The sequence below is a fragment of the Aminivibrio pyruvatiphilus genome, assembly GCF_004366815.1.
In the GTDB taxonomy this organism is placed as follows: domain Bacteria; phylum Synergistota; class Synergistia; order Synergistales; family Aminobacteriaceae; genus Aminivibrio; species Aminivibrio pyruvatiphilus.
Map to the genome: position 1 here is coordinate 42,471 of NZ_SORI01000002.1, position 15,380 is coordinate 57,850.

A 15,380-nucleotide genomic window follows, 5' to 3' on the forward strand; every position below is an offset into this window, starting at 1 on the left:
TCCGAATGTCCGTCCGAAGCCCTCTACTCCACGGGCGTCAGGCTCTCCCGCCTGAAGGTGAATCCCCAGCCAGGACCGGTACGGGGATAGGCGAACCCGTCCTCGATCCTCATGGTGTTGTCGATGATGCCGTCGATCCAGTCGAAGGACTCCGCACCCACGCCGTTGGGGATGGTGCACAGCAGGGGGACGTCGTAATCCTTGTAGTAATGGGGCAGCACGGGGACGGAATAAGCCCCTGCGAGGGCGGCCGAATTCCGCCATTCCTCCACGCCGCCGATGCGGATCAGGTCAGGCTGCCAGAGGTCGATCCCCCGCCGCCCGATGAGCGCCTTCAAAGCCTGGGTATCGTACTCCCGCTCGCCCATGGCCAGCGATATGGAGGTCCTGCTCCGGAGGACGGCATATCCCTCGTAATCCCGGTGGTCGATGGGTTCCTCGAACCAGAAGATGTCCAGATCCTCCGCCTTTCTCGACAATGCGAGGGCATCCTGGAGGCTCATTCCCTGGTTGGCGTCCATCATGATCTTCAGTCCCGGTCCCACGGCCTCCCGGACCTTCCGGAGCCGTTCCAGGTCCCGCTCCAGGCCGCCGCCCACCTTGATTTTCACCGCGTTGAACCCGCGCCGCCGGTACTCCGTGACCTCGCCCAGAAGTTCCTCGATCGTGTAGGAGAGCCATCCTCCGCTGCCGTAGACGGGAACCCGGGACACGGTGCTCCCCAGCAGCTTCCACACCGGCGCCCCGAGCATCTTTCCCCGGCAGTCCCACATGGCCACATTCGCCGCCGCAAGGGCCCATTTCTGGAGTCCCTCGCAGCCGAAATACTCATGCTCCGCCGCCGCCCGATGTGCTAGCACTCCCGTCTCGTGGGGCTCGAGGCCGAGCACCAGGGGACGGATGTCCTTCAGGGCGCCGGAGATGGCATGGGGCGAATAATGGAAGGACAGCAGGTATCCCTGCCCCGTTCCGCCGCTCTCCGTCTCAACCTCCACCACGTAAAACGAAATTTCCGTCAGGGAGTGGGTGGCATCGGCTATGGGGCGGCTCAGCGGAGACACTGCCCGGAATATGCGCACATCTGTAATGGCCGGCATTCTCTTCTTCCTTTCCTTCTTTCAGCGGGGAAGGCCCGCTTCTTTCCCTTCCCGCAGGCTGTCCCGGAAATCCCCTAGTCGAGGGAGATCATCATCCGGGAGACCGCTCCCGGATTGGCGTTCCACTGCTCCATGGCCTCTCCGGCCTTTTCGAAGGGAAACTCCGCCGAAATGAGCCTGTCCACGGGAAAGGCTCCGGACTCGAGCAGCGCCACGGCCTGCTCGAAGTCGGGACGGCCCGACCCCCTGGACCCCCGGATGGAGATCTCCTTCAGGATGAAATACTTGGTGTCGAAGGTCACGGGGGCTTTCGCGTATCCCACGAAGACCACCCGCCCCGAGTAGGCGGCGAGGTCCACCGCCTGGACGAAGGTCTCCGGCAGACCGATGGCCTCGAGAACCACCGCCGGTCCGTGGCCGCCGGTGATCTCCAGAACCCGCTCCTGCAGGTTTTCCTTCTTCGAATTCACCGTGAAGGCTGCGCCGATGGAACGCATCATTTCAAGCTTTGAATCGTCCACGTCCACGGCGATGACCTTCGCCCCTGCCCTGATTCCCTCGGCGACGGCGCCTATGCCGATCATGCCGCAGCCGAAGACGAGCATATGGTCCCCCTCCTTGGGGTCGCACTGCTTGCCGGCATGGATGCCGATGGCCAGAGGTTCCACGATGGCCAGTTCCCGGAGACCCAGCCTGCCCCCGTGGACGATCTTTTCCCAGGGAAGGACGATGAACTCCGTCAGAGCCCCCTCCCGCTGAACCCCAAGAGTCTCGTTGTTTTTGCATGCGTTGGGCCGCCCGCTCAGGCACGACCAGCATTTCCCGCAGCTCGTGTAGGGCATGGCGGTGACGATGTCCCCCACCTTCACGCCGGCGGGAACGCCCCGTGTCACCTGCTCCACCACACCGCTGATCTCGTGGCCCGGAATGCGGGGATACTTCACCAGGGGGTTCAGGCCCCGCCAGGTGTTCAGGTCGCTGCCGCAGTACCCCACTTTCTTTATGCGGAGAAGCACTTCTCCGTCCCTGGGCACGGGGACGGGAATGTCCCTGAAGGAATACTTGCCCGGTTCGTCGATGCAGAACGCTCTCATTGTCTTCATCTCCTCGATGGTTGTCACAGCCGGAACGCAGGTCCGGAAATCAGTTGAACAGCAGATTAGGGAGGAACAGGGAAATCTGGGGGATGTAGGTGATCAGCAGAAGACAGAACAGCAGCACCAGGTAGAAGGGCACCGACTCCCTGATGTAATCGCCGATCTTTGCCCCCGTGATGGAGCAGGTGGTGAACATCACCGTTCCCATGGGCGGCGTGAGGGATCCCACCGCCATGTTGAAGATGAACACCATGCCGAAGTGGACATCGTTTATCCCCAGGGCCTGCACCATGGGCATGAATATGGGTATGAGCACCAGCATGGCGGCGTTTCCCTCGATGAACATGCCCACGATCAGCAGGAAAATATTGATGAGCAAAAGGAACATCCCGGGGCTTGAGACTATGGACAGCACCCAGTTCGCCGTGATCTGGGGCACCCTTTCCCAGGTAAGGATCCACGCGAAGGATGATGCCGCCGCGATGATGAGCATGATGGAGGCAGTAGTCGTCACCGTCTCTATAAGACCCGTTTTCAGGTCTTTCAGGGTCATCTCCCGGTAGACGATGGTCCCCAGCACCAGGGCATAGAGAATGGCAATGGAGCCCGCCTCGGTGGGGGTGAACACGCCGAACCGGATGCCCCCCACGATCACCACTGGAAGGAAGAGGGCCCACGACGCCTCCCGGAACGCCCGGAAGACCTCCCGTATTCCCGCGCGTCTTTCGTAGATGGGCAGATAGCCCCGTCTCTTCGAGATAAAGTGAACGACCACCATCATGAAAAGGCAGGTCATCACTCCGGGCACCACTCCGGCGAGGAACAGCCGCCCGATGGACACGTTGCCCACAAAGCCGTAGATGATCAGGGCGATGCCCGGCGGGATGATGGGAGTGATGAGGGCCGAGGCCCCCGTCACCGCAGAGGAGAACGCCTTGCCGTAGCCCCGCTTCTCCATCTCGGGCACAAGGATCTTGGACTGCATGGCCGCGTCGGCCAGGGACGACCCCGAAAGGCCGCCCATGAGGGTGCTCAGCACCACGTTGGTCTGGGCCAGGCCGCCGGGCATGTGACCGGTCAGCACCTCGGCAAATCGGATCATCCTGCTGGTGATGCCCGTGTAGTTCATGAACACCCCCGCCATGACGAAGAAGGGAACGGCCAGGAGCGGAATGGACTCAAGTCCGCTGATGGTCCGCTGGACCACCATCATCCACGAGAGCGAATTGTTGGCCACGAAATAGAAAATGGAACTTCCCAGGATGGCCACGAACACCGGCGCGTTGATGAAAAGCAGCACCAGGAGCAGCACGAAGGTCAGGCCGACGATCATGATGCCGCCTCCTTCTCCCGGGAGAAGAGGGCCTTCCAGTTCCGCCTGGTTCCCAGGGCCAGGTGGATCATCATGAGAATGCACCCCACGGGAACGGCCAGGTCGATATAGGTGTAGGGAATGCGGAGCATGTTGGTCACCTTGAGCTGTGCCTGCAGGCCAAGCAGCCATCCCCACCAGGCCATGAAGGAAAGGACGGCGTAGCACATGGCCTGCACGAAAACGAAGGCCGCCTTCTGAACGAAAGCGGGAAAGAGGGCGATGACGAAATCGATGCCCACATGGCCGTTTCTCTTGGTGGCAGAACTGCCGCCGATGAACACGAACCACACCACGCAGAGGAGGCTGACCTCCTCCACCCAGTCCAGGGGGTCGCTCAGGGCGTACCGGTAAAATACCCCGAGGATGGTGCTGCCGACCAGTATTATGAGCGCCGCGGAGGCAACGATGTCATCCGCGTGGTAGAGCAGTTTTTTTATCATTTTCACCTTGGCCCGAACCTCCAGGTCGAAAAGAATGAAAATCTTCACAGGCCGCGAAAGCACACTTCCGGGGGAATAGTCCGCCGCTGCGGCCGAAAAGGGACCCGGCCGGGGGGAGAGAATCCCCTCCCGCCCGGCGGGTTCTCTTTTCTACTTCGTCATGTTCTTCTTGACTTCTTCGTACAGCTCCTTGCCCCAAAGCTCTTCGTAAATGGGGAACACGGCCTTCCTGAAGGCTTCCATATCGGGCTCCACGATCTCCACGCCGGCGTTCCGGAAGTTCTCGATGGCCTTGATGTCGTCCTTCTTCACGTTCTCGTTCACGAAGAGGCAGGCCTTCTCGGCGGCTTCCCTGATGTATCCGGCAATCTCCGGGGGAAGGGAAGCAAAGTACTTGTGGCTGCCCAGCCACATGGACACGTTCTTCACGTGTGCCGTGGGGGTCAGGAACTTGGCCTTCTCGTACAGCTTGGCGCCCCACAGAACGGGATAGGGGTTCTCGGCGCCGTCGATCACGCCCTGGGCGATGGCGGGGTACACTTCGCCGAGGGGCATGGGAGTGGGGATGCCGCCCATGTATTCGATGGTCTTGGAGAGGATCTTCATGTTGGGGGTGCGGATCTTCAGCCCGGAAAGGTCCTTGGGTGTCTTGACGGCCTTGTTGGCCAGAAGGTGCCGGTCGCCGTAAATCCACTTGGCGGTGACGATCTCGAACCCGTGGCCCGCCACTGCGTCCATCTGCTTCTTGAACCAGGGCGAATCCACGAGGGTGAAATACTCGTCGTAGGTGTCGGTGAGGTAGGGGGCATACATGATGCCGATATCGGGCACGTAGTCCATGAGGAACCCGGCGTCAGCGATGGTGATCACGTTGCTTCCCATAAGGATCATCTCGAGGACGTCCTTCTTCGCGCCGAGCTGGGAGCTGGGGTACAGAACCGCCTCGACCTTGCCGCCGCTGATCTCCTTGAGGATCCGGGCCCATTCCTGGACGCCCACGTCGGTGGGTTCGCCGGGGTTGTTCTCATAGGCGATCTTGATCTCGTACTCTGCCGCCAAAACCTGCTGTGCGCCCGCGAAAAGGGTGAAAACCAGGGCGAGGCACAGAGCGATTCGTGTCATTTTTCCGAACATGGCATTCCCTCCTGAAGTAAGTGATTAACATTTCGTCTCTCGTTCCCCGGAAGTGTGCATGCGCCTTGAAACCTTGGCTGTGGATCCTCTTTTTTTCCGTCATCACATCCCTTCCCCGGAATTCCCGGCGCTCTTTCAGCAGCGCCGGGGACGGCCGGTATCCTGGAATTTGCAGTCTATGGCATATTCCCTGTGGCCCAGGATCTCGCTCTTCGAGCGCTCTCCCCGGCAGATTCTTTCCACAAGGCTCTCCAGTTCAAGGACCGCTTCATCGAAGCCCGTTTCTCCCGAAAGAATGCGCCCCGCATCGAAATCCATGTCCTCCTCCATCTTCCGGAAGGTGCCGCTGTTCCCCGTGATCTTCACCACAGGCGCCAGGGGCGCCCCCACGGGGCTTCCCCGCCCAGTCACGAAAAAAAGCACCTGGCATCCCGCCGAAAGAAGGTCCATCAGCCCCTCGGTGTCGTGGGGGTTACTGTACCCGAACTGCATGTGATGGGGATCGGGCAGGCTGTCCATCAGCCAGAGCCCTTTTCCGGGAGGCCGCTCTGAAGCCCGGATCACGCCCCGGATGGGGCGGGTTCCGGACTTGGCGTAGGCGCCGCAGCTCTTCTCCTCTATGGTGGAAAGCCCCCCGGCGAAGTTTCCCGGGGAGATGGAATACTGACGGACGGACGTGCAGTAGCGCACCATGTTCTCGTAGGCGGCCCTGATCTCCTCCGCCGCTTCCGGGGTCTCCGCTCTCCGCAGAAGCTCCGGAAGGAGTCCCACGAGTTCGGCCATTTCCTCGAAAACGGCCGTTCCTCCCCGGTCCACGAGCCTGTCGAAAAAACGCCCCGCCAGCGGGTTGCCCGCAAGGCCGCTCGTGGCGTCCGAACCGCCGCACTCGCACCCCACCGCCAGGTCCTGCCATCCCATGGGCACGGGTTTCCTGTTCCTCTCCACCCGCCTCCTCAGGGCCGCCAGCCTCCGTTTTCCCTCGGCGACCGCCGTGGCCGTGCCTCCCGTGTCCTGGATGAAAAACCAGTCCGCAGGCCGTCCCGAGGCCGCAGTGACCTCCGCGAGCCGTCCCGGCTGGGTATACTCGCACCCAAGCCCCACGAACAGGGCGCCCCCGGCGTTAGGGTGGCGTGACAGCGCAAGCAGAAGGCGGATGGCGTAATCGTTGTCGTTGCAGGGCTCGTAGCCGATGCAGCAGACATCATCCTCTCCGGAGGCAATTCGTTCCGCCACGAACCGGGAGCATTCCACCGTATGGACGACGAGAATCCAGTCCCGTATCCCCTTCGATCCGTCGGACCGCAGAAACCCTGTCCAGAAGGTCATTCGTACTGCCTCCCCGTATCCACCCCCGTATGAAGGTCCAGGGAAGACGATTTTTCGTCGAGAAAGCTTTCGAGGTTGTGCAGGTGGACCCAGGCGCCGGCGGGAATGTCCTGCCTGGCGCGGCCGATGGCCACGCCGTACTTCAGGACGGTCTCACCCCGGGAAACGGACCGGAGGGCAATTTTGTGATACAGGGGAATGGCATCAGCAGCCCGAAGAACCCGGCCGCCGGACATGATGCAGACAAGGGCGCCCTTTTCAGCCGAAGAAAGAAGGGTCGCCACGTCGTCAGTTTCCGAAAGAAGAAGGGCGGGAATGTGGTCTTTATCCTTGCCCGTACCGCTGGTGGTTTCCAGTATATCTTTCATGACAGCCGGACCTCCGCAGGAGAGGGTAATCGTTTTCTATTATCCGTCATGCGGGACTTTTTTGCAAGAAAGGAAGGATTGCAGGCTCTGACAGCACTGCCTACCGCCGCAAAAAAAGCGCCGGAACCTCCCGGCGCTTTCCGCTCCCGTTCCTCGTGAACGGTGAACTCCTCAAAGGCTGTACTGCTGCTTCACGAAGGGCATGAGGCCGATGCGCTCCAGCCTGTCCACCGGACAGCGGAAGGTCACCATCACTACTCCCGGTGCCCGGCCGATCTCGATGGCCCCGGCCACGGTGGCCCTGTTCTTCACCTCCGGCAGGGGCATGTCCAGTACGGAGGACGCTCTTTCCAAACCGTTGTCGATGGCCTCGTTCATGGACGCCCCGGTGCCGATGAAGCAGACGGGGGCATCCTCCTCCATCTTCGCCACGCCCCACTTCTCCGCCAGCGATTTCAGGGCATGCTTCTCCGCGCAGGTCAGGGGCTTCGCCAGATGGGGGAGGTCCTCCTCCACGGGCAGCAGGACAGGACCGTCGATCTTCAGCCCCTTGATCACGGAAACCTGCAGGGTCACCACTCCCGCCACGTCGGCGGTGTGCCCGGCGATCTCGCCGTTTCCCTGGAAGGCGTGCATGTCACCCACATAGACGCCCCCGCCCGGCACCTTCACGGGGCAGATGAGCACCGCCCCGGCCCGGACGGTGTTCACGTCCATGTGACCGTCGGTGCGGCAGGCGAGCTCCTCCTTTTCCCTGGCAAACTCATGGGGAGCTCCCACGAGGAAGGCGCCGAAGTCTCCCGCGTTGTGGGAATCGGGGAACGGCAGGGACGGAGTGGTCCCAAGCTGGCCAAGGAAGGGGCGCATCCGGGTCGCCACCCCCACGAGGTCCGCCGGGGCGAAGGCGAGGATGGGATTCTGGATGGAATGATCCGGCTTGGCGGAGTAATGCTGCGAGTCCCTCGCCACCTTCTCGGCTCCCTGCTTGTCCAGGGTCACGGCCAGCTTCCGCTCGTGGTCGAAGACGATGGTGTAGCCGCTGGTGAAGGCGAAGGGGGAAATCTCGGCGCCGCAGGAGGCGCACCGGACGGCGCCCTGGCCGATTCCCTCCAGCACCGTCTTCGGATGATAGGCTCCGCAGGAGGGGCACTGCTTGGCCACGTAGGGGTCGCCTTTGAACCGGCTCGCGTCCGGCGTGGTGTCGTTCCCTGACGCCGTGGCGATGGACGTCACCAGCACGTCCTTGATCCTTATGGCGATGGCGTCGCCGGGTTCAGCCCCCGCCACCGCCACCGGCACCGTCACTTCGTGGCCGCCTTTCAGCTCCGGCGTGATCATGGGCCCCCAGCACCCGGGCGCCGTGTTCGCCACGATGAAACCTCCGTCCTTCACCGGCCCGAGCATGGGCTTTGAAGGATCGAGCACCCCGTCGGTGAACCTGTCCACAAACACCGTTCCTGAGCCTTTTTCGAGACTCATGGATCAACACTCCTTTCCCGGGCATGAAAGCCGCCGGCTCCCGTTTCGCCATTTTTTCCGAAAAAGCAGACTATTTATAAGTGTAGCAGATATTCTCCGGCATGGGTCAGCGGGGGAATCAGTGATACAATCCGAAAAACGCCATGAAAGTCCCCGGGTTTTTTTGAGAAGGAGGAATCAGGAATGAACGACGTACTGCGTGCAATCATGGAGCGGCGGAGCATACGAAAGTACAGCGACCGTCCCGTGAAGCGGGAGGATATCGAAACGGTCCTGCAGGCCGGGCTGTACGCCCCCACCGGCGGCGACGCCGAGCCGTGGCATTTCGGCGTGCTCAGCGACAGAGAAATGATCGACGCCCTTGACGAAAAGGCCCGGGCCGCCATGAGGGCATCAGGCATCGATCGGATCGTGGCCATGGGGGAAAACCCGAAATACAGGATCTTCTTCGGCGCCCCGGTGGTAATCATGATTTACGGTGAGAAAGTCCTCAGGAAGACGGGAACCCACCTCTCCGCCCTGGCCGACTGCAGCGCCGCCATACAGAACATGCAGCTCGCGGCCTTTTCGCTGGGACTGGGCACCTGCTGGATCGGCCTGATCCGCTACCTCTTCCCCGCCGACCGGTGCATGGCGCCGGAAGGGTACGATCCCCTCTATGCCATGACCCTGGGCTACTCCGCAGGCCCTGAGGCTATACGGCCCCGTTCGAGGCGGGAAGGGACGGTGACCTGGTTCTGACCACCCCGTGCCGGAGGGTCCCGGGCACGCTGTTTTGATTGGTGAAGTCCCGCACCGCTGTTCCGGAGGCAATTCTGACGTATTCGTTCCGTTTTTTGTGCTCCGTCGCTGATGTGGTATCCTTACGAAAGAGGCGGATATGCCCGGGAGGGGGAGGAATGGGGATGCAGGAAAGCAGAGTGCAGAAGCTCCAGATGTTCTTTGCGGGCGAAGAGAACGTCCGGCTCGCGTTCCTCATAGGCTCCTTCGCTGCGGGAACGGCCCGTCCCGACAGCGACGTGGATGTTGCCGTCCTCTTCGGCCGCGTTCCGGATTACATGGATGTTCTCGACCTCCGGGACAGGCTGTCCGACCTTATGAAGCGGGAGGCCGACCTGGTAGTGCTGAACGATGCCGGCCCCGTCATCCGCATGCAGGTACTGAAGACCGGCATCCGGCTCCGGGCGGAACAAGGAGCCTACGAAGAATTTTTCGTCCGCACAGTCAACGAGTATGACGACCTGAAGCAGATCCGCGCCCCTATCGAAGAGGCCGTGCTGAGGAAGAAAATCTATGCATGACAAAGACATAATCCTGGCGAAAGTCGCCTCCATCCAGAGATGCCTGTCCAGGATAAAAGAAGTGACGTCTCTCGATCCGGGAAGCCTAGAAAATATCGACATCCAGGACATCTTTCTCCTCAACCTGCAGCGTGGAATCCAGGCCGCCCTTGACCTTGCGGCTCACGTGGTCGCATCGGAGGGGCTCGGCCTTCCGGAACGGGCGAGAGACAGCTTCTCCCTGCTGAAGGCGGCCGGAATTCTCGACGGGGAGACTGCCTCCAGGATGGAGAAGATGACCGGTTTCCGAAACATCGCCGTCCATGACTACCAGTCCCTGAATCCGGACATCCTCAAATCCATCCTGACGTACCGGCTGAAAGATCTCGAAGATTTCTATTCCGCCGTGCTCCGCCATTTCCCCTGCAAAAGATAAAGGGCGCCCGGAAGTTCCGGCTCATCCTGAAGCGCTTCGCAGGATAATATCCGCTCCCATCGTAAAACCATTCACTGAAATACGGCTTTTCGCCGGATAACCCACAAAAGTGGCATGATAAAAAGTGCAAAAAGTGGCAGTTGTGCTCCTGCCACCTGAGATGTAGTGTAATGGCCGGAATGTCCCCGAAAGGAGAACGGCCATGATCCTCTTTGAACTGGACGAAAACTGCGGGAAGCCCAAAAGCAGGCAGATCTCGGACCTCCTGGCGGACAGGATGAAAACCGGCCTCCTGAAACCCGGCGACCGGCTGCCCTCCACGAGAAAGCTCGCGGACCTGCTCCGGGTCCACCGCTCCACCGTCGCCCTGGCCTACCAGACCCTCTGGTCCCTGGGTTTTGTGGACCTGCAAAGGGGCTCCGCTCCCGTGGTGCGCAGCCGGGCGCCACTGCCGGAGGCTTCGGAACGGGAACGGGAAAGCGCCCTCGACTGGGACCGGGTCTCCTCCCCCGCCACAGGTGACCTGTACCGCCATGCCCCTCTCCGGACCGTTCAACGCAGCCCCTCTCCCCCCCGGGGCTGGATCTCCTTCGAATACTTGCGGATGGATCCCCGCCTTTTCCCGATGGAACACTTTCGGACCTGCCTCGGAAGAGCCTTCCGGGAAGAGGGAACCTCCCTGCTGGGGTACGGTGATCCCCGTGGCCATGAAGGCCTTCGGGAGGCAATCGCCGCCCGCATGGGAACCCACGGCATCTCCGTGACGGCGGACGAGATCCTCATCACCAACGGCGCCCAACACGCCCTCGACCTGGTGCTCCGCATGATGGCCGAACCCGGAAAAACAGTGGCCGTCGAATCCCCCACCTACGGCGACATCCTCCCGCTTCTCCGCCACTACGGCCTGAACATTGCCGAAATCCCCCTGAAGGAGGACGGCATGGACCTGGACACCCTGGAAAACATCTGCCGGAAGGGTCCCCTCCACCTGGTCTACACCATGCCGAACTTCCAGAACCCCACAGGGATCACCACGGACCAGCCCCACCGGGAGCGGCTGCTGGACATCTGTTCGCGCTTCGGGGTGCCCCTCCTGGAGGACGCCTTCGAGGAGGAAATGAAATACTCGGGCAGGGTGGTGCTTCCCGTCAAGTCCATGGACACCGGGCACCGGGTGATCTACTGCGGCACCTTTTCAAAGGTGCTCTTCCCCGGGGCCCGCGTCGGATGGCTGGCGGCCCACCCGGAATGCATCCGGCGCCTGGCCGTGCTCCGCCGGTACGGAGAGCTGTCGCCCCCGGTGCTGCTCCAGGCCGCCCTGGCCCGCTTCTGCTCCGAGGGGCATTTCGAACGGCACATCTCAAGGATGCACCGGGTCTACAGGAAACGGATGCAGACCGCCCTGGCCGCGCTGAAGCGCTCCATTTCCCCGGAATGGGCAGCCTGGACCCGGCCGGACGGAGGATACCTCATCTGGCTTTCCATGGCTCCCTCCCCGCCGGCGGACTGGGAGGACATCCTGGCGTCGGAAAAGGTCAGCGCCGCCCCGGGGTACACTTTCTACTCCTCGGAACCGACAGGGGTCCATTTCCGCCTCTCCATCTCGTCCCTGGACGAGGAGGAGATCGAAGAAGGCATCCGCAGGCTCGGAAGGGCCTTCGGCAAAGTCTACGAAAGGAAGGGATGAGGAGATGAAACTCTGGAACACGAACCCCCTGCACGGCATCCGCCTGACGGGAGGCAGGGGAAGCACGGTCTTCGACGATCGGGGCACAAGCTACACCGACATGTGGTCGGGCACATGGTGCAACGTCCTCGGGTACGGCCATCCACGGCTGGCCCGGGCCCTCGGGGACCAGGCAGGGGGGCTTCTGCAGGCGGGGGCATCCTTCGGGACTCCCGAGATCGACGACGCCCTCCGGCAGCTCGCCGACATTCTACCGCCGGAACTCGACCGGGCCGTTTTCCTCAACTCCGGCAGCGAGGCGGTGGAGCTGGCCCTCAAAATGGCCATGGCCGCCACGGGGAGGCAGAAAATCATCGCCGCGGAAAAGGGATACTACGGGGGCACGATCTTCGCCCTCTCCATCTCCGAACCGGGCCGGACGGCGACCTGGCTTCCGAAACCCGGCCAGGTCGTTCGCCTGCCTGCGCCCCACTGCGCCCGGTGCCCCTCTTCACCCGACTGCGGCGGAGGAAATTTTCCCTGCCTGGCCGCCCTTCAGGAAACGCCCCCGGAAGAAGGGGCGGCGGCGGTGATCTGGGAGCCCGTCCTCGGGGGAGGCATCCTCGTACCCCCTCCCGGCTACGGAGCCCGCCTCCGAGAACTGGCGGCCGCCCAGGGAGCCCTCTTCATCTCCGAGGAAATCACCACGGGCATGGGGCGGACAGGACTGTGGTTCGGCTTCTCCCATGAAAACCTGGTGCCGGACATCCTGGTCATCGGCAAGGCTCTCGGCGGCGGCCTGCCCGTCTCGGCGGTGGTCACCACGAAAGAGGTGGAAGAGCGGGCGGTTTCCGTTCTGGGGCGGCACGTCCAGTCCCACCAGAACACGCCCCTTTCAGGACGAATCGCCGCGGAGGTCATCGGTACCCTGCGGGACGAAGGCCTCGTGGAACGGTCGGAGAAAATGGGGGCAATGCTGCTCTCGGGGCTCAAAGAACTCCAGACCCGCTTCCCCTGCATCCGGGAGGTGCGGGGCAAGGGACTCATGGTCGGCGCGGAGCTCACCCCGGAAACCGCCGGAAGAGGGCCGGACATGTCCAAACGCCTGCTGGAAAAGGGCTATATCCAGGATTTCCACCAGCTGACGTCCACCTTCCGCCTCTTTCCACCCTTCGTCATCACAAGGGACGAAATGCAGGGCTTCCTGGCGGCATTCGGGGACGTGCTCGGTGAAATGGAGTGAAAGGAGAAAAAGCCTGCCGGAAAGATCCGGCAGGCTTCGCTTTGCATTTGCATTCGGTTTTCGGGCTTTAATCCTGCCGTGAGGCAAACCGTTCGTAGGCAATCCTGTGGTACGGGGTGGGCACGCCGGTCTGCCGTCCCATCTCCACCATTCTTCCGATGATATGGTCGAGTTCGGTCTGGTTCACCGGTTTGCCGCTGCTGAGGTCCCGGTAGAGAGAGGACATGGCGTCCGGCTCCATCTTTGAAAAAAAAGCCGCCGCTTTGTCCGCCGTATCCGCCGGCAGCGTTACTCCCTTTGCGGCCGCCACCGCGACCAGTTCGCCCGTTACGGCCCGAAGCACGCTTTCATGATGCGGGTCCTCGCGCACCGTGCCTGCGGGGCCGTCGTAGTAGCAAAACATCACACTGTTGCCGCACATCAGGGCATACTTGGACCAGCTGTCCACAAGGATATTCTCTGATACTGCCGTCCTGATGCCTGCGGTGTTGAGCACAGAGGCGAGTTCATCCAGCCGTGCCGGTCTGCTGCCGTCCTTCATGCCGAAGGCGATACTGCACATTTCCATGCTTTGGATGATGTGCCCCGGTTTCTCCAGGCGGCTGAACACGCGGATCGTCCCGTCGGCAAGGATGCAGGGGGGCAGCAGCGGCTCCATGATGTCGGAGACGATGACTCCGTTGAGCAGCGGGATCACCGCCGTTTCGGGGCCCACCACGGGGGAGATCGCCCCGCAGGCCTCTTTCAGGCTGTATCCCTTGCAGCAAACAAAAACGGCGTCCATTATGCCGAACTCTTCAGCCCTGTCGGAAGCACGTTTCGGCCGGGCCACAAAATCACCAAGCACCGAGGATTCGACCCTCAGCCCCTTCGCACGGATTGCCTCCAGGTTTTCCCCCCGGGCGAAGAAGCAGGTTTCGGCATGGCTTTTCGCCAGCGCGCCCCCTACGAACCCCCCGACACCGCCGATTCCGAACACTGCGATTTTCATTCCCCCACACCCCCGACTATTTCAGTACATCCCGGACGGACCGGAAAACCTTTTATTCTCATTTTTGCCCTTCTACCATTCCTCACCAGCACTCCCCGCAGAAGCCCCCCGTCAAAGCAGGGCGACATCCATACCCAGACGATCCTTCATGAACCGGGCCAGAGCGTCGCCGTGCCTGCCGAAGACGACCATGTGATGACAGCCCAGCATGGCGTCGAAGCAGGCCTCCCAGCTCTTCAGTCCGAAGCGGAACTGGGTCCGGCAGGTGTCGAGCCGCGGGTTGGAGAGCAGCGGAGCCTCGAAGAGCACGGCCTTCCGGAACTCGCCGCCGACGCGGAATATGGTCGCATCCAGCGTCCCCTCCACTTCCACCCGCTGGGAGACGGAGAGTCCCGTCTCGTGGTGGGAGCGGATCTCGTAGGGCTGATTGTTCCCGGAAACGAGCTTCCGGGGGGAGGTGCAGTGGACGATATCCAGCGTATTGTCCAGGTTGTAGACGGGGTTTCCCATGAATACAGGTATTCCCGTGACCGCTTTGCCGACGGCCATGGACACCGCTGCGTCAAGATCCCCCTCGCAGGCGGCCACGGTCTCCGGCTCGTCGTTGAGCATGGAGAGGGCGACGCAGGCCGTGACGCCCAGCGTCTTCGCAAGGGAGAAGCACGAGATGGCGAGGGCGTTGCAGCCGTAGCGGGCGAGCAGGTTCTTCAGGGCCCTGTACATCCGGAAAGCATGTTCGATCTGCTCTATGTTCGGCTCAAGGCAGGCACGGGCTCCCTGGGCGAACTCTCTGGCGAGGGAGGCCGGAGCGGAATCCTTCCTGCAGGCCTCAAATTCAGCAAAAAGTTCTTCCAGGCCGATATGGACCGACGAGATGCCCAGCATGCGTTCCATCTTTCTCGTGTCCACGCTCGCGGAAACGACCCATTCCTGGGTGTACCCCACCAGCAGAATCCGCGTGTTCCGTACCCTGTGGGCCGCCGCCAGGTCCTTCGCAGCTGCGAGCCAGGAGTCCCCGTGATAGACCTTCGTCACCCTTCCGCCGCGGCCGCGGATGGTGCCCCAGACGTCGGCAACCGCGGGGAGGGCGTTTCTGGACACGATGCGGAGGACAGTCTCCCGCTCCTTCTCCCCGTAGATGCCATCGTTGGGAAAGAAGCTCCAGAGCAGGCTCTCGGAGGCGGCATCCGCAGCGGCCAGCATCCGTTTCTGTACGCCGCCCGAAAGGGGCACGAGCAGAGGAAGCGCTCCGCCGAGGGAAGAGAGCGCGTCGTCGAGGCCGGCGTCTCCGGCCACGATGCGGGCGGGGCGCATGAGCGACGTTGGTGCGTCCATCGCCTCAAGCATCCCGGCCAGGGTTTTTCCTGCGGTGTCAAGTTCATTCCTGTCCGGCCAGTAGACCGGAGAGGCGAAAAGAAGAGGCTGTACGGCGAGTTTTCTGACCATAA

The 15,380-nt window shown here is 62.1% G+C and carries 15 protein-coding genes; 5 read left to right on the forward strand and 10 right to left on the reverse strand.

Features of this window, described 5'->3' with window-relative positions; genetic code table 11:
* Positions 1 to 23: 23 nt before the first annotated feature.
* From C8D99_RS02025 to C8D99_RS02060, 8 genes are all read right to left on the reverse strand, one after another.
* Complete coding sequence (locus C8D99_RS02025; protein ID WP_133955863.1) at positions 24 to 1,097, reverse strand: mandelate racemase/muconate lactonizing enzyme family protein; 1,074 nt, start codon at positions 1,095 to 1,097, stop codon at positions 24 to 26.
* Between the two features lie 74 nt (positions 1,098 to 1,171).
* The gene (locus C8D99_RS02030; protein ID WP_133955865.1) at positions 1,172 to 2,191 is read right to left on the reverse strand and encodes a zinc-binding alcohol dehydrogenase family protein; all 1,020 of its coding nucleotides are present in this window, start codon (positions 2,189 to 2,191) and stop codon (positions 1,172 to 1,174) included.
* Positions 2,192 to 2,240: 49 nt separating this feature from the next.
* Positions 2,241 to 3,527 (reverse strand): TRAP transporter large permease, encoded by a 1,287-nt coding sequence (locus tag C8D99_RS02035; protein WP_133955867.1) that lies wholly within the window; start codon positions 3,525 to 3,527, stop codon positions 2,241 to 2,243.
* Complete coding sequence (locus tag C8D99_RS02040) at positions 3,524 to 4,057, reverse strand: TRAP transporter small permease (protein ID WP_208321037.1); 534 nt, start codon at positions 4,055 to 4,057, stop codon at positions 3,524 to 3,526. Before C8D99_RS02040 ends, C8D99_RS02035 begins: the two co-directional genes overlap by 4 nt.
* Positions 4,058 to 4,159: 102 nt before the next feature.
* Positions 4,160 to 5,143, reverse strand: a complete 984-nt coding sequence (locus C8D99_RS02045) for a C4-dicarboxylate TRAP transporter substrate-binding protein (RefSeq protein ID WP_133955872.1) — start codon at positions 5,141 to 5,143, stop codon at positions 4,160 to 4,162.
* A gap of 135 nt (positions 5,144 to 5,278) precedes the next feature.
* Entirely contained in the window at positions 5,279 to 6,469 is a 1,191-nt protein-coding gene (locus C8D99_RS02050; RefSeq protein WP_133955874.1) for a UxaA family hydrolase, read from the reverse strand.
* Positions 6,466 to 6,837 carry a UxaA family hydrolase gene (locus tag C8D99_RS02055; RefSeq protein WP_133955877.1) on the reverse strand — a complete coding sequence of 124 codons (372 nt, stop codon included), beginning with the start codon at positions 6,835 to 6,837 and terminating at the stop codon, positions 6,466 to 6,468. The genes C8D99_RS02050 and C8D99_RS02055 overlap by 4 nt, the downstream gene beginning before the upstream one ends.
* Before the next feature lie 171 nt (positions 6,838 to 7,008).
* Positions 7,009 to 8,316 (reverse strand): acetamidase/formamidase family protein, encoded by a 1,308-nt coding sequence (locus C8D99_RS02060; protein ID WP_133955879.1) that lies wholly within the window; start codon positions 8,314 to 8,316, stop codon positions 7,009 to 7,011.
* 183 nt (positions 8,317 to 8,499) lie between these two features.
* Between C8D99_RS02060 and C8D99_RS02065 the strand changes: the two genes are divergently transcribed.
* The 5 genes from C8D99_RS02065 to C8D99_RS02085 all read left to right on the forward strand — a co-directional run bounded on the left by C8D99_RS02065 (position 8,500) and on the right by C8D99_RS02085 (position 12,941).
* Positions 8,500 to 9,057: a nitroreductase family protein gene (locus C8D99_RS02065; protein ID WP_133955881.1), complete on the forward strand. Its 558-nt coding sequence runs from the start codon at positions 8,500 to 8,502 to the stop codon at positions 9,055 to 9,057.
* A 164-nt stretch (positions 9,058 to 9,221) separates the two neighbouring features.
* The gene (gene mntA / locus C8D99_RS02070) at positions 9,222 to 9,617 is read left to right on the forward strand and encodes a type VII toxin-antitoxin system MntA family adenylyltransferase antitoxin (protein WP_166669959.1); all 396 of its coding nucleotides are present in this window, start codon (positions 9,222 to 9,224) and stop codon (positions 9,615 to 9,617) included.
* The gene (gene hepT, locus C8D99_RS02075; RefSeq protein ID WP_133955885.1) at positions 9,610 to 10,032 is read left to right on the forward strand and encodes a type VII toxin-antitoxin system HepT family RNase toxin; all 423 of its coding nucleotides are present in this window, start codon (positions 9,610 to 9,612) and stop codon (positions 10,030 to 10,032) included. The genes mntA and hepT overlap by 8 nt, the downstream gene beginning before the upstream one ends.
* Positions 10,033 to 10,234: 202 nt before the next feature.
* On the forward strand, positions 10,235 to 11,719 hold the full coding sequence (gene pdxR, locus C8D99_RS02080) for a MocR-like pyridoxine biosynthesis transcription factor PdxR (protein ID WP_133955887.1): 1,485 nt from the start codon (positions 10,235 to 10,237) through the stop codon (positions 11,717 to 11,719).
* 4 nt (positions 11,720 to 11,723) lie between these two features.
* Positions 11,724 to 12,941: a class-III pyridoxal-phosphate-dependent aminotransferase gene (locus tag C8D99_RS02085; protein ID WP_133955889.1), complete on the forward strand. Its 1,218-nt coding sequence runs from the start codon at positions 11,724 to 11,726 to the stop codon at positions 12,939 to 12,941.
* Positions 12,942 to 13,008: 67 nt separating this feature from the next.
* On the opposite strand, the gene C8D99_RS02090 is transcribed toward C8D99_RS02085, so the two are convergent.
* Together C8D99_RS02090 and C8D99_RS02095 are read right to left on the reverse strand one after the other, a co-directional pair.
* Positions 13,009 to 13,932, reverse strand: a complete 924-nt coding sequence (locus C8D99_RS02090; protein ID WP_133955891.1) for a ketopantoate reductase family protein — start codon at positions 13,930 to 13,932, stop codon at positions 13,009 to 13,011.
* Positions 13,933 to 14,043: 111 nt separating this feature from the next.
* Positions 14,044 to 15,378: a hypothetical protein gene (locus tag C8D99_RS02095; RefSeq protein ID WP_133955893.1), complete on the reverse strand. Its 1,335-nt coding sequence runs from the start codon at positions 15,376 to 15,378 to the stop codon at positions 14,044 to 14,046.
* Positions 15,379 to 15,380: the final 2 nt, after the last annotated feature.